This window comes from Streptomyces griseoloalbus (assembly GCA_014650015.1).
Classification (GTDB): Bacteria; Actinomycetota; Actinomycetes; order Streptomycetales; family Streptomycetaceae; genus Streptomyces; species Streptomyces griseoloalbus.
In genome coordinates this window covers 211169-235388 of sequence record BMUD01000009.1, presented here as the reverse complement: position 1 = coordinate 235388, position 24220 = coordinate 211169, and the positions used below count along the sequence as shown (strand labels likewise).

At 73.2% G+C, this 24220-nt stretch carries 24 protein-coding genes and 2 pseudogenes; 15 read left to right on the top strand and 11 right to left on the bottom strand.

Features of this window, described 5'->3' with window-relative positions:
- Positions 1-13 precede the first annotated feature (13 nt).
- On the top strand, positions 14-412 hold the full coding sequence (locus tag IE178_RS16450) for an ArsR/SmtB family transcription factor (protein WP_193512813.1): 399 nt from the start codon (positions 14-16) through the stop codon (positions 410-412).
- Positions 409-894 (top strand): SRPBCC family protein, encoded by a 486-nt coding sequence (locus IE178_RS16445; protein WP_184761513.1) that lies wholly within the window; start codon positions 409-411, stop codon positions 892-894. Before IE178_RS16450 ends, IE178_RS16445 begins: the two co-directional genes overlap by 4 nt.
- A 61-nt stretch (positions 895-955) precedes the next feature.
- Here the strand turns inward: IE178_RS16445 and IE178_RS16440 are convergent, their stop codons facing one another.
- The 5 genes from IE178_RS16440 to zapE form a co-directional block, all read right to left on the bottom strand.
- Positions 956-2350 (bottom strand): PhoX family protein, encoded by a 1395-nt coding sequence (locus IE178_RS16440; protein WP_193512812.1) that lies wholly within the window; start codon positions 2348-2350, stop codon positions 956-958.
- Positions 2351-2439: 89 nt separating this feature from the next.
- Positions 2440-3264 carry a slipin family protein gene (locus tag IE178_RS16435; RefSeq protein WP_193512811.1) on the bottom strand — a complete coding sequence of 275 codons (825 nt, stop codon included), beginning with the start codon at positions 3262-3264 and terminating at the stop codon, positions 2440-2442.
- 151 nt (positions 3265-3415) lie between these two features.
- Positions 3416-4918, bottom strand: coding sequence for a SulP family inorganic anion transporter (locus IE178_RS16430; protein ID WP_438874382.1), 1503 nt, complete (start codon positions 4916-4918; stop codon positions 3416-3418).
- 8 nt (positions 4919-4926) lie between these two features.
- Entirely contained in the window at positions 4927-5508 is a 582-nt protein-coding gene (locus IE178_RS16425) for a carbonic anhydrase (RefSeq protein WP_184761509.1), read from the bottom strand.
- A gap of 392 nt (positions 5509-5900) precedes the next feature.
- Positions 5901-7004 carry a cell division protein ZapE gene (zapE, locus tag IE178_RS16420; RefSeq protein WP_193512809.1) on the bottom strand — a complete coding sequence of 368 codons (1104 nt, stop codon included), beginning with the start codon at positions 7002-7004 and terminating at the stop codon, positions 5901-5903.
- Between the two features lie 37 nt (positions 7005-7041).
- Here zapE and IE178_RS16415 point away from each other — a divergent pair, with 37 nt between their 5' ends.
- From IE178_RS16415 to msrB, 4 genes are all read left to right on the top strand, one after another.
- Entirely contained in the window at positions 7042-7854 is an 813-nt protein-coding gene (locus tag IE178_RS16415; protein WP_193512808.1) for a pyrimidine reductase family protein, read from the top strand.
- Positions 7855-8082: 228 nt separating this feature from the next.
- A complete protein-coding gene (locus tag IE178_RS16410) occupies positions 8083-8556 on the top strand; it encodes an indole-3-glycerol phosphate synthase (protein ID WP_184761506.1) in 474 nt (157 codons plus the stop codon).
- Between the two features lie 71 nt (positions 8557-8627).
- Positions 8628-10016, top strand: coding sequence for a UDP-N-acetylmuramate--L-alanine ligase (gene murC, locus IE178_RS16405; protein ID WP_184761505.1), 1389 nt, complete (start codon positions 8628-8630; stop codon positions 10014-10016).
- 14 nt (positions 10017-10030) lie between these two features.
- Positions 10031-10438 (top strand): peptide-methionine (R)-S-oxide reductase MsrB, encoded by a 408-nt coding sequence (msrB, locus tag IE178_RS16400; protein WP_184761504.1) that lies wholly within the window; start codon positions 10031-10033, stop codon positions 10436-10438.
- Positions 10439-10454: 16 nt separating this feature from the next.
- On the opposite strand, the gene IE178_RS16395 is transcribed toward msrB, so the two are convergent.
- Complete coding sequence (locus IE178_RS16395; protein WP_229875591.1) at positions 10455-11807, bottom strand: hypothetical protein; 1353 nt, start codon at positions 11805-11807, stop codon at positions 10455-10457.
- 113 nt (positions 11808-11920) lie between these two features.
- Between IE178_RS16395 and IE178_RS16390 the strand changes: the two genes are divergently transcribed.
- Positions 11921-13198 (top strand): molybdopterin-dependent oxidoreductase, encoded by a 1278-nt coding sequence (locus tag IE178_RS16390; RefSeq protein ID WP_193512807.1) that lies wholly within the window; start codon positions 11921-11923, stop codon positions 13196-13198.
- Positions 13165-13677, top strand: a complete 513-nt coding sequence (locus tag IE178_RS16385) for a hypothetical protein (protein WP_373301071.1) — start codon at positions 13165-13167, stop codon at positions 13675-13677. Before IE178_RS16390 ends, IE178_RS16385 begins: the two co-directional genes overlap by 34 nt.
- 329 nt (positions 13678-14006) lie before the next feature.
- On the opposite strand, the gene IE178_RS16380 is transcribed toward IE178_RS16385, so the two are convergent.
- The 3 genes from IE178_RS16380 to IE178_RS16370 are packed head-to-tail and all read right to left on the bottom strand — an operon-like array spanning position 14007 to position 16125.
- Complete coding sequence (locus IE178_RS16380) at positions 14007-14783, bottom strand: class I SAM-dependent methyltransferase (RefSeq protein WP_184761502.1); 777 nt, start codon at positions 14781-14783, stop codon at positions 14007-14009.
- The gene (locus IE178_RS16375) at positions 14780-15406 is read right to left on the bottom strand and encodes a TIGR04282 family arsenosugar biosynthesis glycosyltransferase (RefSeq protein ID WP_318280082.1); all 627 of its coding nucleotides are present in this window, start codon (positions 15404-15406) and stop codon (positions 14780-14782) included. Before IE178_RS16375 ends, IE178_RS16380 begins: the two co-directional genes overlap by 4 nt.
- Positions 15403-16125 (bottom strand): glycosyltransferase family 2 protein, encoded by a 723-nt coding sequence (locus tag IE178_RS16370; protein ID WP_318280081.1) that lies wholly within the window; start codon positions 16123-16125, stop codon positions 15403-15405. The genes IE178_RS16375 and IE178_RS16370 overlap by 4 nt, the downstream gene beginning before the upstream one ends.
- Before the next feature lie 103 nt (positions 16126-16228).
- Here IE178_RS16370 and IE178_RS16365 point away from each other — a divergent pair, with 103 nt between their 5' ends.
- Both IE178_RS16365 and IE178_RS16360 read left to right on the top strand, forming a co-directional pair.
- Positions 16229-16954 (top strand): response regulator transcription factor, encoded by a 726-nt coding sequence (locus IE178_RS16365; RefSeq protein ID WP_193512805.1) that lies wholly within the window; start codon positions 16229-16231, stop codon positions 16952-16954.
- A gap of 3 nt (positions 16955-16957) precedes the next feature.
- Complete coding sequence (locus IE178_RS16360) at positions 16958-18070, top strand: sensor histidine kinase (RefSeq protein WP_193512804.1); 1113 nt, start codon at positions 16958-16960, stop codon at positions 18068-18070.
- A gap of 1 nt (position 18071) precedes the next feature.
- Here the strand turns inward: IE178_RS16360 and IE178_RS16355 are convergent, their stop codons facing one another.
- Together IE178_RS16355 and IE178_RS16350 are read right to left on the bottom strand one after the other, a co-directional pair.
- Positions 18072-19073, bottom strand: coding sequence for an NAD-dependent epimerase/dehydratase family protein (locus IE178_RS16355; protein ID WP_193512803.1), 1002 nt, complete (start codon positions 19071-19073; stop codon positions 18072-18074).
- 312 nt (positions 19074-19385) lie between these two features.
- Positions 19386-19766: pseudogene (locus tag IE178_RS16350) on the bottom strand (sensor histidine kinase); the annotation flags it as partial.
- Between IE178_RS16350 and IE178_RS16345 the strand changes: the two are divergent.
- The 5 genes and pseudogenes from IE178_RS16345 to IE178_RS16325 all read left to right on the top strand — a co-directional run.
- Positions 19758-20207, top strand: a pseudogene (locus tag IE178_RS16345) (FAD:protein FMN transferase); the annotation flags it as partial. The pseudogenes IE178_RS16350 and IE178_RS16345 overlap by 9 nt on opposite strands.
- A 464-nt stretch (positions 20208-20671) precedes the next feature.
- A complete protein-coding gene (locus IE178_RS16340; RefSeq protein WP_193512802.1) occupies positions 20672-21802 on the top strand; it encodes an ABC transporter ATP-binding protein in 1131 nt (376 codons plus the stop codon).
- Complete coding sequence (locus IE178_RS16335; protein WP_193512801.1) at positions 21799-22497, top strand: ABC transporter permease; 699 nt, start codon at positions 21799-21801, stop codon at positions 22495-22497. The genes IE178_RS16340 and IE178_RS16335 overlap by 4 nt, the downstream gene beginning before the upstream one ends.
- The gene (locus IE178_RS16330) at positions 22494-23159 is read left to right on the top strand and encodes an ABC transporter permease (protein ID WP_184761495.1); all 666 of its coding nucleotides are present in this window, start codon (positions 22494-22496) and stop codon (positions 23157-23159) included. Before IE178_RS16335 ends, IE178_RS16330 begins: the two co-directional genes overlap by 4 nt.
- Positions 23160-23235: 76 nt before the next feature.
- Positions 23236-24192, top strand: coding sequence for an ABC transporter substrate-binding protein (locus IE178_RS16325; RefSeq protein WP_193512800.1), 957 nt, complete (start codon positions 23236-23238; stop codon positions 24190-24192).
- The last annotated feature ends 28 nt before the right edge of the window (positions 24193-24220 follow it).

The window sequence follows — 24220 nt, the reverse complement described above, 5'->3', positions numbered from 1 at the left end:
AACGTACAACCAAATGGTTGTAGATGGGTTGACCGACGACACGGTGGACCGGCTGTTCCACGCGCTGGCCGACGCGACGCGTCGCGACATACTCCGCCGCTGTGTACGGGGTGAGCTGTCCGTGTCACGTCTGGCCGCGGCGTACCCGATGACCTTCGCCGCGGTACAGAAACACGTCACGGTGCTGGAGCGGGCCGGTCTCGTCACCAAGGAGCGACGCGGACGGGAGCAGCTCGTGCGCACCGATCCCGACGCGGTGGGCCGCGCGCGGCGGGCACTCGACGAACTGGAGTCCGCCTGGCGGGCCCGGGTGGACCGGATGTCCGGTCTGCTCGCGGACGACGCCGGCCGGGACGCCGGTCCCGCCGCCCCGGCCCCCGACGACAGGACGAGGAAAGGACCGGACAGATGACTGTCACCAGCGTGGACAAGAACGTCGACGCCCTCACCCTCACCGTCATCGCCGACTTCACCGCCCCGGTGGAGCGGGTGTGGCAGCTGTGGGCCGACCCGCGGCTGCTGGAGCGCTGGTGGGGCCCGCCGAGCTACCCGGCGACCGTCGAGGAGCACGACCTGACGCCCGGGGGCGGCGTGAGGTACTACATGACCGGCCCGGAGGGCGAGAGGTACGGCGGCTGGTGGCGGGTCGCCTCGGTCACGCCGCCGACCACCCTGGAGTTCACCGACGGCTTCTCCGACCAGGAGGGCAGGCCGAACCCCGAGATGCCGACCACCGCGGTACGGATGACGCTCACCGGGCACGACGGCGGTACGCGCATGGAACTGCGGTCCGCCTTCGACACCCGGGAGCAGATGGAACAGCTGGCGGAGATGGGCATGGTGGAGGGGATGAGCCAGGCCATCGGCCAGATGGACGGCCTGCTGGCGGGCTGAGACCCGCGCCGGTGCGGCCGGGACGCGGGCCGGCGCGCCCTCCGTCCCGGCCGCCGAACGGCTACCTGCGCCAGGGTCCCGTCACGGCGAACGTGGTGCCGGGCGTGTAGCAGTTGACGTACATCGTGCGGCCGTCCGGCGAGAAGGTGACGCCGGCGAACTCGCCGTACTCCGGTTCCTCGGCGGTCCCGGTGTTCTGGCGGTTGCGGGCCATCGCGTAGACCTCGCCGCGCCGGGTGACGCCGTAGACGTGCTGGGCGCCGTTGCCGTCCTCGCAGACCATCAGACCGCCGCCGGGCGCGAGGCAGATGTTGTCCGGTGACTCGCCGGGCAGTTGGACGTCGGTGTCCGGGCCGAAGACGATCACCAGGGTGAGGCGGCGCCGGTCCGGGTCGTAGCGCCAGATCTGCCCGTAGTGGTCGCCCGCCGAGCCGTCCGCGCTGCGGGCGAAGGACGACACGAAGTACACCGAGCTGCCGCCCCAGTAGCAGCCCTCCAGCTTCTGGGCGTGGGTGATGCCCTTCGGGCCGAAGTCCTGGTGCCGGATCGGGGTGGTGACGGCCTGCGGGTCCGGTACGTCCACCCACTCGATGCCGTCGAACCGGGCGCCCGTCTCCTGGATCGAGGACAGGTCGGGCACCCCGGGCACCCGCATCGCCTGGAGCCGGCCGCCCGCGCGCAGGGAGCCGGTGCCGCCCAGGGGCTTCTCGGGCAGGAACCGGTAGAACAGGCCGAAGGGCCGTTCGAAGGCGTCCTCGGTCTCGTAGACGACACCCCGCTTCGGGTCGACGGCGATCGCCTCGTGCTGGAAGCGGCCCATCGCGGTCAGCGGTACGGCACCCGTGCGGCGCGGGTCGGCGCCGTCCACCTCGAAGATGTAGCCGTGGTCCTTGGTGTAGCCGCTGGTGCCCGCCTTGTCCTCGGTCTCCTCGCAGGTCAGCCAGGTGCCCCAGGGGGTCGGACCGCCCGCGCAGTTCACGGCCGTACCGGCGATCGCGACCCGTTCCGACTCGACCCGGCCGCGGGAGTCCAGGGTCAGCACCGTGCAGCCGCCCTTGCCCGCCGGATCGTAGGTCAGACCGTCGATCACCGGGACGGGGACCCGGCCGGTGGCGCGGTTCTCGTGGTTGCGGACCAGATGGACGCGGCCGTGTCTGCCCGCGAAGGCGGCCATGCCGTCGTGGTTGGAGGGGACCGGGCCCTCGCCGGAGCGCAGCGGGTCGCCCTCGCGGGAGAGCACCCGGTAGCGGAAGCCTTCCGGCAGGTCGAGCAGTCCGTCGGGGTCGGGGAGCAGCGGGCCGTAGCCGCTGTGGCCGAGGTCCTGGGCGGTGGCGGTGCCGGTGAAGAGTTCGGAGAGGGCGCCGGAGAAGGCGATGCCGATGCCCACGGCACCGGAACGGGCGAGCAGCTGACGGCGCGTCGTGGGGGAGCCGGTGGTGGATCCGGATTCTGGCATGGGGAAACCTTCCTGCTGGCGGACAGGAACTGTGACCAGCCGTGTCTATCACCTGGGGCGGGTCCCGGGAACCACGCGCGTAGCTCGTGTCACGGGCCGGTGGGGTGGCCGTGGGACTCCCCGCGGGCTTCCACCTCGCGGTCCTGGGGTGACTGCTGGGCGGCCCGTTCCAGGAAGCGCAGCAGCTCCACCGGGAAGGGCAGGACGAGGGTGGAGTTCTTCTCGGCGGCGACCGCGACGATGGTCTGCAGCAGGCGCAGCTGGAGCGCGGAGGGTGTCTCGGCCATCTGCTGGGCGGCTTCGGCCAGCTTCTTCGACGCCTGGAGCTCGGCGTCGGCGTTGATGACCCGGGCCCGGCGTTCACGGTCGGCCTCGGCCTGGCGGGCCATGGACCGCTTCATCGTGTCGGGCAGGGAGACGTCCTTGATCTCGACCCGGTCGATCTGCACGCCCCAGCCCATCGCCGGGCTGTCGATCATCAGCTCCAGACCCTGGTTCAGCTTCTCGCGGTTGGACAGCAGATCGTCGAGGTCGCTCTTGCCGATGATCGACCGCAGCGAGGTCTGCGCCATCTGCGAGACCGCGAACCGGTAGCTCTCGACATTGATGATGGCCGCCGCCGCGTCGACGACCTTGAAGTACACCACCGCGTCGACGCGCACGGTCACGTTGTCCCGGGTGATGCCCTCCTGGGCCGGCACCGGCATCGTGACGATCTGCAGGTTGACCTTCCGCAGCCGGTCCACACCGGGCACGACGAGGGTGAAACCGGGCGGACGCGCATCGCCGTACAGCCGGCCGAGCCGGAAGACCACCCCGCGCTCGTACTGCTTGACGACCCGCGCCGCCGCGACGAGATACACGGTGCCCGCGGCGCCGACGGAGACGGCCGCGGTGAGCAGCTCCTGGAGCATGACGACCTCCCGTCCAGAGGTCCGCTGCGAACGCTTTCGTCCGCTCTTGCCACGATAGGCCCGCGGTTCGCGCACGGCCATGCCTCAGGCGCAGGTGCGCAGGGCCGCCCCGACCGCACGGCGCCCGTGCGGTCGGGGCGGCCCCGGGGCGCTAGCCCGCTGTGACCGGGGAGTCCTCCTTCTTACGTGTCGCTGCCACCGTGCATGCGGTGAGTCTCACCGGCTCCGTGCCCGGCGTGCTGTGCCGTTCGGCCCAGTTCGTCAGGGCCGTGTGGCAGGCGTGGTCCAGGTGGTGGAGGCCGCTGAGGTCCAGTTCGAGGGGGCGGTCCTGGGGGAGCGCCTCCAGGGTGTCGAGGATCTTCGGCAGCCGCAGGAACGTCGCGTTGCCCGACAGGTACACCTGGATCGGACCCGCGCCCTTGTCTATGACCTCCAGCTTCGCCTGCGAGGCCTCCCAGGCGGTCTTGACGACCGACAGGGCCAGACCGATCAGCACGCCCTCGAACATGTTCACCACGACGATCGACACGGCGGTGACCACCAGGATCAGGGCCTCGCCCCGGTGCCCGCGCCACAGCGAGACGATCTGGCGGAACGGGATCAGCTTCCAGCCCGCGTGGACCAGGATGCCGGCCAGCGCGGGCAGCGGGATCAGCGCCAGCGCGGACGGCAGCAGCGCGGCGAACAGCAGCAGCCATACGCCGTGCATCACCCGGGACGCCTTGGTCCTGGCGCCCGCCTGGACGTTGGCCGAGCTGCGCACGATGACCGCGGTCATCGGCAGCGCGCCGAGAACCCCGCAGACCGTGTTGCCCGCGCCCTGCGCGATGAGCTCCTTGTTGTACTGGGTGCGCGGACCGTCGTGCAGTCGGTCCACCGCGGCCGCGCTGAACAGGCTCTCGGCGGAGGCGATCAGGGTGAAGGCGACGATCGTGCCGAGGATGCCGATGTTCGCCAGTTCGCCGAAGGCGTCCCCGCCGGGCGGCTGAATGGCGTCGAACAGTCCCTGCACCTCGACCGTCGCGACGGGTATGCCGAACGCGAGGGTCACCGCCGTCGCCAGCAGGACCGCCGCGAGCGCGCCGGGGACGGCCTTGGCCGGTCCCGGCATCCGACGCCACAGCACCATCACCATGACGGTGCCCGCGCCGATCGCGAGTGAGGCGAGCGCCTCGGTGCTGCCGAGTGCGTCCGCGGCGGCACCGGGCAGCCCCAGGATCTTGTCGAGACCGGAAGCGGGTGCCTCCAGCCCGGCCGCCGCATACAGCTGGCCCGCGATGAGCACCAGACCGATACCGGCCAGCATGCCCTCGACCACCGACAGCGATATGGCGCGGAACCAGCGCCCGAGCCGCAGGGCGCCCATGGCCAGCTGGAGCACTCCGGCGGCCAGCACGATCACGCCGAGCGCGGGCAGTCCGTAGGTGTCGACCGCCTCGAAGACCAGGACGGTCAGTCCGGCGGCCGGCCCGGACACCTGGAGGCTGCTGCCCGGCATCATGCCGGTGATCAGCCCGCCCACGATGCCCGTGACCAGGCCGAGTTCGGCCGGGACACCGGAGGCGACGGCGACGCCCACGCAGAGCGGGAGGGCGACGAGAAACACCACGAGCGAGGCGGCGAAGTCCTGCCGCAGATGGGGGAACTTGGTCACGGCGGTGCTCACAGCGCTTCGAACGCGTCGCTGTCGGCGCGGTGTTCGCGCACGGCTCCGGTGTGCACCTCGTAGTACCAGCCGTGCAGCCGGAGCCGGCCCGCGGCCAGCCGTTGCTCGACGCACGGGTACGAGCGCAGTCGGAGCAGCTGGGCCAGCACGTGGTGCTGTACCGCCTCCGCGCAGGCCGGGTCCGCCACGTCGGCCGACGCGGGCTGGTCGGCGGCGTGCGCCAGCCAGTCGCGCACGGCCGGTACGGCCTCCAGGTCGTCGCCGCGCACCAGCGCGCCGATGGCACCGCAGTGGGAGTGGCCGCAGACCACGATGTCGGTCACGCCCAGCACCTCCACGGCGTACTCGACGGTGGCCGCTTCGGCGGTGGGGCGCTCGGAGGTGTACGGCGGGACGATGTTGCCCGCGGTGCGCAGCTCGAAGAGCTCGCCGGGCCGGGCGCCCGTGATCAGGGCCGGTACGACCCGGGAATCGGAGCAGGTGATGAACAGGACGTCGGGGGATTGCCCCTCGGCGAGGCGGGCGAACTCCTCAGGGCGCTGTCCGAACGTACGGGCGTTGTCGATGAGGGGTTGCATCTGGTGTTTCCTCCTGGCGCGCGTGGGGGCGCGTCGGACGGGCATGACAGGGACGGGTACTACTGACCCATGGCCCTTGCTTTACGGGCCGTATGCGCGGATGCGAAGACTGCGAGGGATGCGAAGAGTGAAGCGAAGGTAAAGCGACAGCGAGGGCCGAGGGTGTGGCCACAGTCGCCGGACCTGGAACATACGTCTCCCTCAAGGCGGTTCACGCCTCTTCCGCAGACCAATCATTGGTCAATGGATGGTCAAGAAACAAGTTAACCCTGCAAAGTCCTTTGCAGGGTTAACTTGGTGTTTCGCGAGGAAGAGAGCCTGAAAAGAAAGGGTGTGCTGGCGTGAACCCGCCCTTGACCGGCGGGGGTTGTATCGGGTAAGAGGCGCCCGGATCAGGGGGCTTCGGCGAGCCGTCCCGCGTCCCGGGCCAGCGCGGTGAGCCGCGAGATCGCCCGGAAGTACTTCTTGCGGTAGCCGCCCTTCAGCATCTCCTCGCTGAACAGCCGGTCGAACGGCAGCCCCGAGGCGAGTACGGGCACCTCGCGGTCGTAGAGCCGGTCGGCGAGGACGACCAGCCGGAGCGCGGTCGACTGGTCCGGCACCGGCCGCACACCCGTGAGGCACACCGCGCTGAGCCCGTCGGTGAGGGCGCCGTAGCGGCTGGGGTGCACCTTCGCGAGGTGCTCCAGCAGGTCGGGGAAGGCGTCCAGCGAGGCGCCCTTGGTGCTGTGCGCGGTCCTGGTCACCAACTCGTCGGAGTAGGGCGGCGGTGCCTCGGGCAGACCGCGGTGGCGGTAGTCCTCGCCGTCGATGCGCAGGGCGCGGAAGTGGGCCGACAGACCCTGGATCTCGCGCAGGAAGTCCGCCGCCGCGAACCGGCCCTCGCCGAGCTTGCCCGGCAGCGTGTTCGAGGTGGCGGCGAGCGCGACGCCCGCCTCGACCAGCTTGCCGAGCAGGGTGGAGACGAGCACGGTGTCGCCCGGGTCGTCCAGCTCGAACTCGTCGATGCACAGCAGACGGTGCCCGGAGAGGGTCTTCACCGTCTGCTGGAAGCCGAGGGCGCCGACCAGGTTGGTCAGCTCCACGAAGGTGCCGAACGCCTTGAGCGAGGGCTCGGCCGGGGTGGCGTGCCACAGGGAGGCCAGCAGGTGGGTCTTGCCGACGCCGTAGCCGCCGTCCAGGTAGACGCCGCGCGGGCCGGCCGGTGTCTTCTTCGGCGCCTTGCCGAAGCCGAACAGCCCGCGCCTGCCCGAGCCGCCGGACGCCGCCCCGTCGAGGCCCGTCGCGAAGCCCTCGAGGACGCGCACCGCCTCGGTCTGGCTCGGCTGGTCCGGGTCCGGCATGTACGTGGCGAAGCGGACCGCGTCGAACCGCGGAGGCGGCACCATCTCGGCGACGAGCCGGTCCGCGGGGACATGCGGCTCGCGGGCACACAGGGACAGCGGGGCCACGTCCACTGGGGGACCGGGACGGGAGGCGGCGGAGGAGGACGACACGGTTCCCCATGCTACGGGGCGTGGAACACTGCACGACATGCGACGCCTGTTCCCCGTGACCGACGTGACCGACGAAACAGCAGCTCCCGCCGGGGAGGCCGGGACGCCCGGTGGAGAGCTCCGCGAGTGGAGTCCGGCCGAGCTGGCCGCCGCGTACGCCTACCCCGAGCGGGCGCGCGAGGGACGGCAGCCGTGGCTGCGGGCCAACATGGTGTCCACCCTCGACGGGGCCGCACAGCACGAGGGCCGTTCGCAGCCCATCTCCTGCGCGGCCGACATGCGGATCTTCGGTGTGCTGCGGGCCCTCGCGGACGTGGTGGTCGTCGGCGCGGAGACGGTACGGCAGGAGGGCTACCGTCCGGCACGCGCGCGTGCCGAGTTCGCGGCGGCGAGGGAGGCCGCCGGGCAGGGGCCGGCGCCCGTGATCGCGGTGGTGACGGCGAGTCTGGACCTGGACTTCACCCTGCCGTTGTTCACCTCGCCCCTGGCGCCCACGCTGCTCCTGACCGGTGCCGGGGCCGCCCCGGAGCGCGTCGCCGCCGCCGAGCGGGCGGGCGCCCGGGTGGTGACCGCCGGGGAGGGGGCCGGGGTGGACCCCGCGCGGGCGGTGCGTGCCCTCGCGGGCCTCGGGCACACCCGGCTGCTGACCGAGGGCGGCCCGCGGCTGCTGGGCCAGATGGTGGCGGCCGGGGTCCTGGACGAGCTGTGCCTCACCGTCGCTCCGCTGCTGACCGCCGGTGACGCGCAGCGCATCGCCGGTGGACCCTCGGTGACACTTCCGCGGCGTTTCACGCTGAAGTCGATGTTGGAGGAAGACGGTTTCCTGTTCACGCGGTATCAGCGGACCTGAGCGGACTCGTTGGGGGGTGTCCGGAGGTTTTCGGCCATGTCCGGGAAGGCATCCGTGATGACCGCCGGTCCGGTGATCGGCGGAACCCATCCGTCCGCTGGGTGCGGCGACGGGCAAGACTGAATCCGGCAGTACCCGTGCGAACACGGGGCAGGATGGTTTCCGCAGGGCCCGGCTCGGCCCACGGAGCAGAGGGCCCGCGGGTCCTCCGAGGAAAAGGGGCGCCAGGTGTTCACAAGCGTACTGATGATCGAGAAGGCCCTGACGTCCGCCGACGTGGAGTTCGTCACCACCTTGCACGGCGACGAGCCGGTCTCCTTCCACGTGCTGCTCCAGCCGCGCGGCGAGCAGGCCGACCGGCTGCTGAGGGCCATCGACGACGTCGCGCTCGGTGAGCTCGACGAGGCCGTCCGCGAGGGTGAGACCCCCGAGGGCGAGGAGGCCACGAGCATGGGGGAGCGGGCCCTGGAGGTGTCCCTGCAGGCCCTGCGCGCCACCGGCGACGAGGCCGACGGCCGCCTCGTCGGGAACCACCCCCTGGACGCGCTGAAGGCCATGGTGGAGGAGGTCGAGGCGGACGAGGTGATCGTCCTGACCGACCCGCACTACGTGGAGGAGTTCTTCCACCGGGACTGGGCCTCCCGGGCCCGGCACAAGGTCGGGGTGCCGGTGCTGAAACTCTTCTCCCACAGCAAGGCATAGGCTGGGGCGGCGCCTTCCCGCGAGGGCGCGAAGACCGCCGTCCCGCTCGTCGTACCACTGGGAGAACACGCATGGCACCCGGCCTTCCTACCGCCATGGACCGACCGCACTTCATCGGCATCGGCGGCGCCGGGATGTCGGGCATCGCCAAGATCCTCGCGCAGCGGGGCGCCAAGGTGGCCGGGAGCGACGCCAAGGACTCCGCGACCGCCGACGCCCTGCGCGCGTTCGGCGCCACCGTGCACATCGGTCACGCCGCCGGGCACCTCGCCGACGACGCCAGCTGCGTGGTCGTGTCCTCCGCGATCCGCGAGGACAACCCCGAGCTGGTGCGGGCGGCCGAGCTGGGCATCCCGGTGGTGCACCGCTCCGACGCCCTCGCCGCCCTGATGGACGGCCTGCGGCCGATCGCGGTGGCCGGCACCCACGGCAAGACCACCACCACCTCCATGTTGGCCGTCTCCCTGACCGAGCTGGGCCGCGAGCCGTCGTACGCGATCGGCGGCGACCTGGACGCCCCCGGCTCCAACGCGCTGCACGGCGAGGGCGAGATCTTCGTCGCCGAGGCGGACGAGTCGGACCGCAGCTTCCACAAGTACGCGCCCGAGGTCGCGATCATCCTCAACGTCGAGCTGGACCACCACGCCAACTACGCGTCCATGGAGGAGATCCACGAGTCCTTCGAGACGTTCGTCGGCCGGATCGTGCCCGGCGGGACCCTGGTGATCTCGGCGGACCACGAGGGGGCCCGTGAGCTGACGCGGCGACTGGACGGTTCGGTGCGGACGGTGACGTACGGCGAGGCGGCGGACGCCGACGTGCGGGTGCTGTCGGTCGTCCCGCAGGGACTGAAGAGCGAGGTGACCGTCGAGCTGGACGGCGCCCCGCTCACCTTCACGGTGTCGGTACCCGGCCGGCACTACGCGCACAACGCGGTGGCCGCGCTCGCCGCGGGCATGGCGCTCGGCGTCCCGGCCGCCGAGCTGGCCCCGGCGCTGGCCGCGTACACCGGGGTCAAGCGGCGCCTCCAGCTCAAGGGCGAGGCCGCGGGCGTGCAGGTCATCGACTCCTACGCGCACCACCCGACCGAGATGACCGCCGACCTGGAGGCGATGCGCGCCGCCGCCGGGGACGGCCGCATCCTCGTCGTCTTCCAGCCGCACCTGTTCTCCCGCACCCGGGAGCTGGGCACGGAGATGGGCCAGTCCCTGTCCCTGGCCGACGCCTCGGTGGTGCTCGACATCTACCCGGCCCGCGAGGACCCGATCCCCGGCGTCACCAGCGAGCTGATCATGGAGGCAGCGCGGGCGGCCGGCGCGGACGTGACGGCCGTCCACGACAAGGCGGAGATCCCCGGGGTGATCGCGGGAATGGCGAAGCCCGGTGATCTCGTTCTCACCATGGGAGCGGGCGACGTCACCGACCTCGGCCCGCGCATCCTGGACCGTCTGTCGAAGTAAGGGGCTGGAAGCTCATGCCGTACGACGTGGAGAAGCCGGACGAGCAGTGGCGCGCGGAACTGTCCCCGTCCGAGTACGCCGTTCTGCGCCAGGCGGCCACGGAACCCGCCTTCACCGGTGAGTACACCGACACCAAGACCGAGGGCGTCTACTCCTGTCGCGCCTGCGGCGCCGAGCTGTTCACCTCGGGCACCAAGTTCGAGTCGCACTGCGGCTGGCCGTCCTTCTACGACCCGAAGGACACCGACGCCGTGGAGCTGGTGGAGGACCGCTCGCACGGCATGGTGCGCACCGAGGTCCGCTGCGCCCGCTGCGGCTCTCATCTCGGGCACGTGTTCGAGGGTGAGGGGTATCCGACGCCCACGGACCAGCGGTACTGCATCAACAGCATCTCGCTGAGGCTGCGGTCCGCCGAGGGCTGATCGCCGTACCCGCTGCTCACCAGCCGGTGAGCAGCAGGTGGTTGAGGAGCAGGGCGAGGGCTGCCTGCCCGGCGAGCCAGGCACGCGGGCCGGGCAGGAAGGCACCGGCGGGCAGCAGCCAGAACGCGAAGGGCAGCCAGATGCGTTCCGTCTCCGCCTTGCTCATCCCGGACAGGTCGGCGATCAGCAGTGCGAGGAGCGCGGACAGCAGCAGCAGGCCGAGACGGGGAGCGGCGGTGCGGGTGAGCCGGGCGCGGCCCCGGATCAGCAGGCCGCCGCCCCTGCGCAGCCCGGCCACCGTCGCCGGACCGGTGATCAGCACCGCGCACGCGAGATTCGCCCAGATCCAGTACCCGTACGGCCGTACCCCGCCCGCCCCCTGGTGGTAGCGGGTGACCAGCAGCCGGTACGCCTCCCACCAGTCGAACCCCAGCGCGGTGAACACCACCGGCACGACCAGGAACCCGGCGAGCACATACGGCGGCGGCCGCAGCCGCCGCGTGCCCAGCAGCAGGACCGCCGCGCCGATCACCGCGAACAGCGTGAGCCCGTACGACAGATAGACGCTGAGCCCGAACAGCAGTCCCGAGCCGAAGCCGGTCCGGGCCGGCCGGTGCCCCGTCACGGCGAGGGCGAGCAGCGCGACGGCCCAGGCGGTGACCGCCGTGAAGAAGCCGTCGGCCGAGGTGCCCACCCACACCGCCGCCGGGGCCAGGACCAGGAAGGGCGCGGCGCGGCGGGCGAGCGACTCGTCGGCGAGCCGGCGTACGGCGACCAGGATCGCGACCGCCGCGGTGGTGCCGACGGTGATGACGAAGGCACCGGCCCACCCCCCGCCGCCCAGTCCGATCCGGTCGAGGACGACGAAGGTGAGGGTGGCGCCCGGAGGGTGCCCGGCGACATGGGCGGGCCAGTTGTCGGGGGTGTCGAGCAGGATGTGCCCGTTGAAGTCCCTCAGGGTGGCCGGGATGTCCCGGAAGCGGTCGACGACCCGCAGATACTCCTGCGCGGTGGTCAGCTGCCCGGCGACGCCCCGGGACCAGCCGTCGACCAGGGCGAGCGACCAGGTCCACGCCAGGGACGCCCCCCACACCGTGAGCAGCAGGGGCCGCCAGGACAGCCGGGCGGCCAGGGCGGGGCCGTACGCCACCACGGCGGCGGCGACGGTCAGCGCGGCCGGAGTGCCCGGGCCGGCGTGCGGCGCCCAGTCGGCCAGCAGCGGTGGCCGGTTCACCCGGAGCGTGCCGTGGCGGTCCTGGATCCAGGTGCCGATCAGAACGGCGGCCGAGACGAGCAGCGCGGCCGCCGCGACCACGCGGAGATCACGGGCGAGGCCGCTCGGGGCGGGGCGGGGAAGATCGCGGTTCACGCCGTCACGCTAGGCCGGGGAAGCTGCGGCGACTGGCTGACGAGGGCGGATGTCAGCGTTTCGTCATCGCTTGCGGACCCTCTCCCGGGGTGGTGCGGACCTACGGTCGGCACATGGCACGGTCATTCCTCCCCACCCGTCCCGGGCGTGGCCCGTTCTCACCGGACTTCTGGCGCAGCCCACTGCGCGGCCCCCGGTTCACCTCGGTGCTCGGGGTGGTCCTCCTCGCGGGCATCACGATCCTGTTCGTGACGGGACTGCTCTCGTACGCCGCGTACAACCCGGACCTGGCGCCGGTCAACGACAAGACCCCCGACAAGGGGATCCTCGGCTTCTATCTCTTCTCCTGGCCCACCGACCCGCCGTGGCTGTACCGGCTCACGCAGGGCGTCCACGTCACGCTCGGGCTCGCGCTGGTCCCCGTGCTGCTGGCCAAGCTGTGGTCGGTGGTGCCCAAGCTGTTCACCCTGCCGCCGGCCCGCTCGCTCACCCACGCCCTGGAGCGGATCTCCCTGCTGCTCCTCGTCGGCGGCGCGCTGTTCGAGTTCACCACGGGCATCCTCAACGTCCAGCTCGACTACGTCCTCCCCGGCTCCTTCTACCCGCTGCACTTCTACGGCGCCTGGGTGTTCTTCGGCGCGTTCGTCGCCCACGTGGTGCTGAAGGCGCCGGTGGCGCTGCGCAATCTGCGGAAGATGCGGGAGGGGAGCGAGGGGAGTGAGGGGAGTGACGACGCGGCAGACGAGTTGGTGGCTCCGCGTCCCGACCGGCCGACCGTCTCGCGGCGCGGGGCGCTCGGGCTGGTCGGCGGCGGCTCGCTGCTGCTCCTGGCCACCTCCGCCGGGCGCAGCTTCGACGGGCCGCTGCGCGAGACCGCCGTCCTCACCCCGCACGGCGGCCCCGAACCCGGCTCCGGGCCCAACGCCTTCCAGATCAACAAGACGGCCGCCTACGCCGGGATCCGCGCCGCCGAGACGAGCGAGGAGGCGTGGCGGCTGGCCGTCAGGGGCCGCTCGGGCACCGTCCGGCTCAGCCGGGCGGACCTGCTCGGCATGCCGCTGCACAGTGCCGCGCTGCCCATCGCCTGCGTGGAGGGCTGGTCCACCTCCGACCAGTGGTGGCGCGGCGTACGGCTGCGGGACCTCGCGGCGCTCGTCGGCCACGACGACCCGGCCGACGTGTTCGTGGAGTCGCTGCAACGCCATGGCGCCTTCCGGCGCGCGGCGCTGCGCGCCAACCAGGTGGCCGACCCGCGGTCCCTGCTCGCCCTGTTCGTCAACGGCGAGGAGCTGACCCTGGATCACGGTCATCCGGCCCGGATCATCGTCCCCGCCGCTCCCGGCGTGCTCAACACCAAGTGGGTCGCCCGGCTGACCTTCGGCGACCTGTGAGGAGACCCGTTCCCGTGAGACGTTCCGTGCCGTACAGGATGGTCCGGCCCGTGCTCGGCAGCCCGTTCCACCTGCTCGTGCTGCTCTGCTCGTTCGCCCTCTGCGCGTACGCGGGGGTGCGGCTGCTCGACGGCGACTGGTTCATGGTCATGCTGTGGTTCGTGGGTGCGGCGGTGCTCCACGACCTGGTGCTGCTGCCGCTGTACGCGGCGGCCGACCGCGCGCTGGTCAAAGGCGCGGGCAGCCGGCGCAGGGTGTGGGTCCCTTACCTGCGGGTGCCGGCCGCCCTGTCCGGGCTGCTGCTGCTCGTCTGGTTCCCGCTGATCACCGGCAGGGTGTCGGAACGCTACGCCGGCGTCGCGGGCCTGTCGGCGGACGGCTTCCTGTCCCGCTGGCTGCTCGTCACGGCCGTACTCTTCGGCGGTTCGGCGGTGGTGTTCGCGGTGCGCCTGAGGCGGCGCCCGCCCGCTGACGACTGACGGCCGACGGCTGCCCGACGGCGCGCCGGTCCCGCGGACGAGGGCCCGCGCACCGTCGGGCGCGGGGGCCGGCGCACCTCACGGGCCACCGCGGCGCCCGGCGCCCGGCACCCTGCGGGTCGGGCTCCCGCACTCTGCGGCGCCCGGCGCCCGGCACTCTGCGGGTCGGGCTCCCGCACCCTGCGGGGCGGGCGGCCCGGTCCCGGGCCGCACCCGGATGGTGCGGGTGCGGCCCTTTCCTGCCGGCCGGTCAGCCGCCCTTTCCGTCCCCCCTCTTGACGCCCCTTCCACGCCGGGCCCGCCTCGTCCCGCACGCGCTTGCGGCCGGCTCACCCGGCCCGGTGGGCGCCGCCGGCCGTCGTCCTGCCGGGCCGTGCGCGCGCTCCGGTCGCGCCGGGGCCGCGCAGCGCCACGAAGGAGCGCCCGCCCGTCGACCACTGCTCCTGGGCCCGCCAGCCGGCACCCCGCGCGCACCGCAGCAGCGCCGGGGTGCCGAGGCGGGCCCAGGGGAAGGGGGCGCCGGGGGTGCCGTGGGCGTCGGTGACGTGGACCAGGGCGCGTTCGTCGACGTCCGGGTACGGCACCGTCTCGACGATCGTCAGGCCGCCCGGTGCGAGGAGCCGGGCCAGCCGCTCCAGCAGGGCGCCCGGGTCGCCGCCGATGCCGATGTTGCCGTCCAGGAGCAGGGCGGTGCCCCAGCCGCCGGTGCCGGGCAGCGGGTCGAAGACGGAGCGGAGCAGCGCCTGCCCGCCCCGCCGGACCGTGTGCTCCACCGCGGCCTCGCTGACGTCGATGCCGAGCGCGCGGCGGCCCTGGGCGCCCAGGGCCGCCACCAGCCGCCCCGGCCCGCAGCCCACGTCCAGCACCGTGCCCTCGCAGCGCCGCAGCACCTCCAGGTCCGCCGCGTCGGCCTCCGCGCACCAGCGTTCCACGTCCAGCGGCAGCAGCCATCCGTCGGCCCGGCGCAGGAACAGCGGGCCCCGGCCGGTGTGCAGGGCGTCGGCGTAGGGATCGGCGGACCAGGCGTGTCCGGCGGACGCAACGATCCGTTCCGTGGTCCGTTGCCGCCCGACGCGTGCGTTCGTCGCCGCCCGTGCCCCGCTCACCGGCGCGCCGCCGTCAGCCGGGCCAGCCGCGCGGCGAACCGTCCGCCGGGCGCCGCACCGGCGACCACCGCCGCGTCGTACGCCGTGTCCACGTCCCGCAGCAGCGGCAGTTCGCGCACCCGCAGATGGGCGAGCCGCCGCCGTTGCGCGGCCCCCGTGTCCGGGGCCGACATGGGGACCCCGCGCAACAGCCCCGGGTCGGGTTCGGCCAGCCCGAGCGCCCAGAAACCGCCGTCCTCGGCGGGGCCGAAGTACGCGTCGCAGTCCGCGAAGTCCACGGTGAGCAGCCCCGGCGTCACCTGGGGCGTGTCCATGCCGATGAGGAGGGCGGGTCCGTCGCACCCGGCGAACGCCGCGGCCAGCCGCTCGTCGAGCCCGCCCGCGCACTGCGGCACGACCTCGACGCCGTCCGGCAGCCAGGGTCCCGGCGCCCCGTCCAGCACCAGCACCCGGCGCCGCGCGGGCGTACGCGCCACCGCGTCCAGGGTGTCGGCGAGCGCGGCCTCGGCGAGCCCCGCCGCCTCCTCGGGGGTGAACGGCGGGGACAGCCGGGTCTTCACCCGGCCCGGGCGGGGCTCCTTGGCGATGACGAGCAGCGTCACGGGCGCCGGCCCCGGCGTCACGACACCGCCCCTTCCCGCGCGGGCGACTCCTGGAGCACCCGGCTCATGTCCCGTACCGTCTGGAAGGTGCCGCGCCAGGTACCGGTCACCTTGGAGGCGCCGGTGCGCGGCGCGTACGGGACGTCGTGCTCGGTGATCCGCCAGCCGGCGTCGGCGGCGCGCACCACCATCTGGAGCGGATAGCCGCTGCGCCGGTCGGTCAGCTCCAGGGCGAGCAGGTCCGCGCGCCGGGCGGCCCGCAGCGGACCGAGATCGCGCAGCCGCAGTCCGGTACGGCGGCGCAGCAGCCGGGACAGGGCGAGGTTGCCCGCGCGGGCGTGGACCGGCCAGGCCCCGAGCGACCGGGGGCGGCGCCGCCCCAGCACCAGGTCGGCCCGACCGGCCCGGACCTCGCGCACGAACGGCAGCAGATCCGCCGGGTCCAGCGAGGCGTCGCAGTCGCAGAAACACACGATGTCGGCCGTGGCGGCCGTCAGCCCGGCATGGCAGGCGGCGCCGAAACCGCGCCGCCCCTCGTGCACGACGGTCGCGCCGAGCTCGCGGGCGATGCGGTCGGAGCCGTCCGTGGAGCCGTTGTCCACGACGAGGGCGCGCCAGCCGGGCGGAACGCGTTCCAGAACCCACGGCAGCGCCGCGGCCTCGTCGAGACAGGGGAGGACGACGTCCACGGACGGCGGGTCCGGTTCCGGGGCGGGGGAGGAGGTGGTCACGGCTCTCACCCTACGAACGCGAACCTCGCATACCGGACATCGGCTTCTTACGGAACGCGGACGTCGGCGGCCGGCCGCGCCGCTCGCGCGCGCGTGGTGCGAGGCTGGCCGCATGGAGCAACGACCACCGCACGCCGAGGCCGGAGCCCGGGTCCTCGTCGTCGACGACGACCCCACCGTCGCCGAGATCGTCACGGGCTACCTCGACCGCGCCGGGTACGTCGTCGACCGGGCCGGTGACGGGCCCGACGCGCTCGCCCGCGCGGCGGCCCACTGGCCGGACCTCGTCGTTCTCGACCTCATGCTCCCCGGCATGGACGGCCTGGAGGTGTGTCGCCGGATGCGCGGCCACGGGCCGGTTCCGGTCATCATGCTCACCGCGCGGGGCGACGAGGACGACCGCATCCTCGGCCTGGAGGTCGGCGCCGACGACTACGTCACCAAACCGTTCAGCCCGCGCGAACTCGTCCTGCGCGTCGAGTCCGTACTGCGCCGCGCCCGTCCCGCCCCGGCCGCGTCCGGTGCCCTGCGGGCGGCCGGCCTCTCCATCGACCCCGCCGCCCGCCGGGCCACCAAGAGCGGTGCCGAACTCGCCCTGACCATCCGTGAGTTCGATCTCCTCGCCTTCTTCCTGCGCCATCCCGGGCGGGCCTACGCGCGCGAGGAGCTGATGCGGGAGGTGTGGGGCTGGGACTTCGGCGACCTGTCCACCGTGACCGTCCATGTGCGGCGGCTGCGCGGCAAGGTCGAGGACGATCCGGCCCGGCCCCGGCTCATCCAGACGGTGTGGGGCGTCGGCTACCGCTTCGACCCCTTCGCCGGGGCCGGAGAGGAGTGAGCCGTGCGTGACACGCTTCTCATCGCCCTGTTCGCCTTCCTCGGCGCCGCCGCGGCCGGCCTGCTCGGCGCCTGCGTCCTGCTGCTCATCCGGCGCCGGTCGCTGACCGCGCACCTCGCGGTCGTCTCCGGGGTCGCGGTGTCGGCGATGCTCGCGGGCACCCTGGCCGTCGCCCAGGCCATGTTCCTCTCGGCGCACGACCTGACCGTGGTGACGACGGTCGTCGCCATGGCCGCCGTGGTCTCCACGGTCACCGCGCTGCTGCTGGGCCGCTGGGTCGTCGCCCGCAGCCGGGACCTGGCGCTCGCCGCCCGCTCCTTCGGCGACGGCGGGGCCTTCGCCGCGCCCGACGGCCCGTCCACCGCCGAACTCGCCGCGCTCAGCCGCGAGCTGGAGGCCACCAGCGTCAAGCTCGCCGAGTCCCGGGACCGCGAACGGGCCCTGGAGTCCTCCCGGCGGGAACTCGTCGCCTGGATCTCCCACGACCTGCGTACCCCGCTCGCCGGACTGCGGGCGATGGCCGAGGCGCTGGAGGATGGTGTCGCCGCCGAACCCGACCGCTACCTGCGGCAGATCCGCACCGAGGTGGAACGCCTCAACGACATGGTCGGCGACCTCTTCGAGCTCTCCCGCATCCACGCGGGCGCGCTGACCCTCTCGCTCTCCCGGATCTCCCTGTACGACCTGATCGGCGACGCCCTCGCCGGCGCGGACCCGCTCGCCCGCGAGCACGGCGTACGGCTCGTCGGCGACCGGGTGGAGCCGGTGCCGGTGGAGGTGGACGGGCGGGAGATGAGCCGGGTGCTCGGCAACCTGCTGGTCAACGCGATCCGCCGGACCCCGGCCGACGGCACGGTCGCCGTCACCGCCCAACGCTCGGCCCAGGGCGTGGTGCTGTCGGTGACGGACGGCTGCGGCGGCATCCCCGACGAGGACCTGCCCCGCGTCTTCGACACCGGCTGGCGCGGCACCCACGCCCGCACCCCGCCGGCCGGCGCGGGCCTCGGCCTCGCCATCGTGCGCGGCATCGTCGAGGCCCACCGGGGCAGCGCCACCGTCCGCAACGTCACGGGCGGCTGCCGCTTCGAGGTGACACTTCCCGCCGCGCAGGGGTGAATCAGTCCCCGCGCAGCCCCGCCGCCGCGAACTCCCGCATGCCCTCCTCGAAGTCGACCTCCGGCTCCCAGCCCAGCTCCGCCCGCAGCCGGGAGGAGTCCGCGGTGATGTGGCGCACGTCGCCCAGGCGGTACTCACCGGTGACCACCGGGTCCGGGCCGCCGTACGCGAGGGCGAGGGCGCGGGCCATCTCGCCGACCGTGTGGGGCGTGCCGCTGCCGGCGTTGTAGGCGGTCGCCGCACCCGCGTGCCGCTCCGCCTCCAGCGCGGCGACATTCGCCCGCGCCACATCCCGTACGTGGACGAAGTCCCGTCGCTGACCGCCGTCCTCGAAGACGCGCGGGGCCTCACCGCGGGCCAGCGCCGAGCGGAAGAAGGAGGCGACGCCCGCGTACGGGGTGTCACGGGGCATACCGGGGCCGTAGACGTTGTGGTAGCGCAGCGAGACCGCCGAGCCGCCCGTCGACCGGGCCCAGGCGGCGGCCAGGTGCTCCTGGGCCAGCTTGGTCGTGGCGTACACGGTGCGCGGATCGGCCGGGGCGTCCTCGCCGACGAGGCCCGGTTCGAGGCCCGCACCGCACACCGGGCAGGCGGGTTCGAACCGCCCGGCCGCCAGGTCGGTGACGGCCCGGGGCCCCGGCCGCACCACCCCGTGCCGGGGGCAGGCGTAGCGCCCCTCGCCGTACACCACCATCGAACCGGCCAGCACCAGCCGCCCCACCCCCGCCTCCGCCATCGCGGCCAGCAGCACGGCCGTGCCCAGGTCGTTGTGGGAGACGTACTCCGGGGCGTCGGCGAACCCGGTGCCGAGGCCGACCATCGCCGCCTGGTGGCAGACGGCGTCCACGCCGGACAGCGCGTCGCGCACGGCGCCGGGGGAGCGGACGTCCGCCGTCGGATCGGCGCGGACGTCGAAGACGACGGGCTCGTGCCCGCGCGCCCGCAGCGCCTCGACGACATGGGACCCGATGAACCCGGCACCGCCGGTGACCAGTACACGCATGCGCCCACGCTAGGCGCGCCCCCCGCCGGCCGGCGGGGCCGCGCCCGGCACGTCACCGGTCCGTAAGACGCGGGACCCGGCCCGCCGGGCACCTGACCGGTGGAACCGCCGACCCCGGCTCGCTCCGCCGCCTGCCGTCGGGAGCCGTGAGCCCTGCCCGGCGGGAGACGCTCCGGCGGGGTCCTCGATTCCCGCCGGCGGGGAGGTTGCCCGTCCGGCTGCTCGATTCCCGCTGGCGGGAAGGTCGCCCGTCCGGCTGCTCGATTCCCGCTCGCGGGGTGGCTCCCCGTCAGCAGCCGTGAGCGGCTGGCCCTAGCAGCCGGGATGCTCCGGGGCCGGGCCGCCATCCAGCGGCAGCCGTACGGTGAAGACCGTCGACCCCGGTTCGCTGCTCAGCGCGATGCCGCCGCCGTGCGCCCGCACCAGGGACCGGGCGACCGCGAGGCCGAGCCCGCTGCCGCCACGGTCGCGGCTGCGGGCCTTGTCGACCCGGTGGAAGCGGTCGAAGACCCGCTCCCGGTCCTCGGCCGGGACACCGGGGCCCGCGTCGGCGACCCGCACCAGCGCCGCGTCACCGGCGACCGTGACCTCCACCGACACCCGGGTGCCGGCCGGGGTGTGCACGGCGGCGTTGGTGAGCAGGTTGTCCAGCACCTGCCGGATGCGCTGCGGATCCAGCCGCAGTTGAAGGGCTGGTCGGTGCGGCGGGGCGCCGATCTGCTCGCGGCGGCCGGGGCACGGCGCTTCTGCCTCAACGCCGGCGGGGACGTGGTCGCCGCCGGCGGGCCCTGGCGCGTGGGTGTACGGCACCCCGAACACGCCGACCGGCTGTGCACCGTCCTGCACCTCACCGACGGTGCGGTCGCGACCTCCGCACGCTACGAACGCGGCGACCACATCCTCGACGGACGCACCGGCCGTCCGGCCACCGGCCTGCTCAGCCTGACCGTCGTCGCCCCCACCCTGACCGAGGCGGACACGGTCGCCACGGCGGCCTTCGCGCTGGGACGGGAGGGGATCGACTGGGCGGCCGCGCGCCCCGGCTGCGAGGTGTTCGCCGTGGACGCGGACCGGCGAGTGGTGCGGACCTCAGGGTTCCGCACGGCCGGTGCGCTGCGGGAACCGGCGGTGTGACCGTCCGCCGCCGAACATCCGGCCCGCCCGGCGGTGGAGGAGGCCCGCGCCTCGGGGCGGCGCGGGGGAGGCGGCGCAAGCGCCTGTCGTGACACCTCCCGCCCCGGCGGCTTCCGAAGCCCTCGCTCGCTCGCACGGCGCGGGCGCCGCAGGCCGCCGTGGCGACCGTGTCCGCCTCGGGCGGACGGCGGGAGACGACTCGACCGCCCCCGAACCCGCCTGCCCGGAGGCCGCCTGGGACACGCCGTCGACGGACGCCTGGAGCCGGACGCCGGCCATGCCCATGTGCTCGGCCATCGCCCGGTCCGCCGACACCCGTGCCGTCCGTTCGCCGGGGCGGCACGGGACCGCACCGCGCGCCGTGCCGCCGGGTGCTTGTCGGAGGCGGCGTCTAGACTCGACCGGCATAACTGCCTGCGCGACCTGGACCAGAAGCTTCCGCCACCCGAAGGGCAATCGGCGTCTTGATACGGATCGACTCAGTCACGAAGCGGTACCCGGACGGCACGGTGGCGGTCGACCGACTGTCGCTGGAGATCCCCGACCGCTCGATCACCGTCCTCGTCGGCCCCTCGGGCTGCGGCAAGACGACCACCCTCCGCATGATCAACCGGATGGTCGAACCCACCGAGGGCACGATCCTCCTCGACGGCGAGGACATCCAGGGACAACCGGTCACCACCCTGCGCCGGTCCATGGGGTACGTCATCCAGAACGCCGGGCTCTTCCAGCACCGCACGATCGTCGACAACATCGCCACCGTGCCCCGCATGCTCGGCTGGGGCAAGCAGCGGGCCCGGGAGCGGGCTGCGGAGCTGATGGAGCGGGTGGGGCTGGACACCGCGCTGGCCAAGCGGTACCCGTACCAGCTCTCCGGCGGCCAGCAGCAGCGCGTCGGGGTAGCGCGGGCGCTCGCCGCGGACCCGCCGGTGCTGCTGATGGACGAGCCGTTCTCGGCCGTCGACCCCGTGGTGCGCAAGGGGCTGCAGGACGAACTCCTGCGCCTCCAGGACGAATTGGGCAAGACCATCGTCTTCGTCACGCACGACATCGACGAGGCGATCAAACTGGGCACCATGGTCGCAGTCCTGCGCGAGGGCGGCCGGCTCGCCCAGTACGCGCCGCCCGCCGAGCTGCTGTCCGCCCCCGCGGACGGCTTCGTCGAGGACTTCCTCGGCGCCGACCGCGGCATCCGGCGGCTGTCGTTCTTCGCCTCCGCCGAACTGGACCTGACCACCGACGCCGTGGTCCCGGCCGACGCGACCGCCGAACGGATCGCCGCCGTGAAGGCCCCGCACCTGCTCGTGACCGACCCCGACGGCCGCCCGCTCGGCTGGGCCGAACGCACCGGCCTGACCGCCGGGGACATCGCCACCGACCGGCTGCTGCCGTTCGGGCGGCCGTTCGTACCCGGCACCGACTCCCTCCGGGTCGCCCTCGACTGCGCCGTGCTCTCGCCCACCGGCTGGGCCGTCGCCGTGGACGGCGGCGGCCGGGTGACCGGCGTCGTCTCCCAGCAGACCATCGGCGAGGCGATCCGCGCCGCCCACACCGAGAGCCGGGCGGACAAGGCCGGGGCCGGGGTCGCCGAGTGAACGGCTTCTTCGACATCCCGAGCGACCTCCAGCACAGCTGGGCCGGCCTGATCGGGCTGCACCTGCGGGAGTCGCTGCTGCCGGTGGCCGCCGGACTGCTGCTCGCGCTGCCGCTGGCCCAGCTGTGCGTGCGCTTCCGCTGGCTCTACCCGCCCGTTCTCGGCCTGACCACCGTGCTGTACGCCGTCCCCTCGCTGGCGTTCTTCGTCGTCCTCATCGACTACACCGGCCAGACCGAGCTCACCGTGATGATCCCGCTGGCCGTGTACAGCCTGGTGGTGCTGATCCCCGCCATCGTCGACGGGGTACGCTCGGTCCCGCAGGAGACCCTGGCCGCCGCCACCGCCATGGGCTTCGGTCCCGTACGCCGTTACCTCCAGGTGCAGTTGCCGATCGCCGCGCCCGCCATCATGGCCGGGCTCAGGGTGGCCACCGTGTCCAGCATCTCCCTGGTCAGCGTCGGCGCCCTGATCGGCAACCAGGGCGCCCTCGGCAACCTGCTGGCGGCCGCGCAGAAGTACGACCGGCCCGAACTCGCGGTGAACGCCGTGGTCACGATGGCCGTCCTGGCGATCCTGTGCGACGCCCTGCTGGTCCTGCTGCGGGTCCTGCTGACGCCGTGGATGCCGCGCGGCGCACACCGGAGAGCCGCCGCGCCGCGGGAACAGCTCACACCGGAGGGCGTGACCCGGTGAACATCCTCGACTTCGGCAACGCCTTCTTCAGCGACAGTGCCCACTGGCACGGCTACGACGGCATCCCGCAGCGCTTCTGGGAACACGTCCAGTACTCGCTGCTCGCCCTCGCCGTCGCCGCCGCGATCGGCCTGCCCGTCGGCCTGCTGACCGGCCACACCGGACGCGGCGGGAACGCGCTCGCCCTCATCGCCAACGCCGCCCGCGCCCTGCCCAGCTTCGGCCTGCTGGTGCTGGCCGTGCTCTCGATCGGCTTCGGCCTGCTGCCCGTGATGATCCCGCTGGTCGTCCTGGCCGTACCGCCGATCCTGGTGACCACCTACGAGGCGGTCCGCTCCGTCGACCCCTCCCCGGTGGACGCCGCCCGGGGCATGGGCATGCACGAGTCGCGGATCCTCCTCCAGGTCGAACTGCCGGTGGCGCTCCCGCTGATCCTGAGCGGCCTGCGCTCGGCGGCCATCCAGATCGTCTCCACGGCCACCATCGCCGCGTACGTCAGTCTCGGCGGCCTCGGCCGCTACATCGTCGACGGGCTCTACCAGCGGGACTACGAGAAGGTGGTCGGCGGCGCCACGCTGGTGGCCGTCCTCGCGCTGATCACCCTCGCCGTGTTCTGGGCGGCGGGACGCTTCGCGGTGTCGCCCGGGGTGCGCAGGCGCTGACGGCCGATCAGCCGGGCGACAAACCGTGACCAGGATGCTCTTGACTGACCGTAAAGCGGCTGGATTGGATCAGTGAATGACTTTTAGCACGAAGAGCAGCAGGTCCATCACGAGGCACACCGGCGCGGCGGCCGTCGCGCTCGCCGCCGCGGCGGCGCTGCTCGCGGGCTGTTCCTCAGACGACACCTCCGACAACCCCCTCGAGGGCGAGAAGGCCGAGGCGGGCACCGTCGTCGTCGGCTCGAACAACTTCGCCGAGAGCACCCTGCTCGCCGACATCTACGGCGAGGCACTCCGGGCCAAGGGCCTGGAGGTCAGCTACAAGCACAACATCGGCAGCCGTGAGACGACGTACGGCCTGATGAAGAACGGCTCCATCACCGTCCTGCCGGAGTACAACGGCTCGCTGCTCGCCTACCTCGACCCCGAGGCCGGGCAGGAGTCGGCGGATGCCGTGAACGAGGCCGTCAAGGCCGAACTGGACAAGAAGCTGACGCTCCTGGAGTCGTCGCCGGCCGAGAACAAGGACTCGGTCAGCGTCAACGCCGAGACCGCGAAGAAGTACGGTCTGACGTCCTCGTCCACCCTCGCGGACCTCAAGGACGTCGCACCGGAACTGGTGATCGGCGGCTCGCCCGAGTTCCAGACCCGGCAGCAGGGGCTCAAGGGCCTGGAGACCGTCTACGGCCTGAAGTTCGAGTCCTTCAAGGCGCTCGACGCGGGCGGCCCGCTGACCCAGGCGGCGCTCACCAGGAACACCGTGCAGGCCGCGGACATCTTCACCACCGACCCGACCATCCTCAAGGAGAAGTTCGTCGTCCTGAAGGACCCGGAGAACCTCTTCGGATTCGCCAACGTGACCCCGCTCGTCCACAAGGCGGGGCTCCCCCAGGAGGGCGTCGACGCCCTCGACGCGGTCTCCGCGAAGCTGGACACCGAGACCCTCCTCGACCTCGACGCCCAGGTGCAGCTGGACAAGAAGGACCCGCTGGACGTCGCCAAGGCCTGGCTGAAGTCGGCCGGTCTGGACTGACCCCTTTGGCGGGGTGCGGCCAACCGGC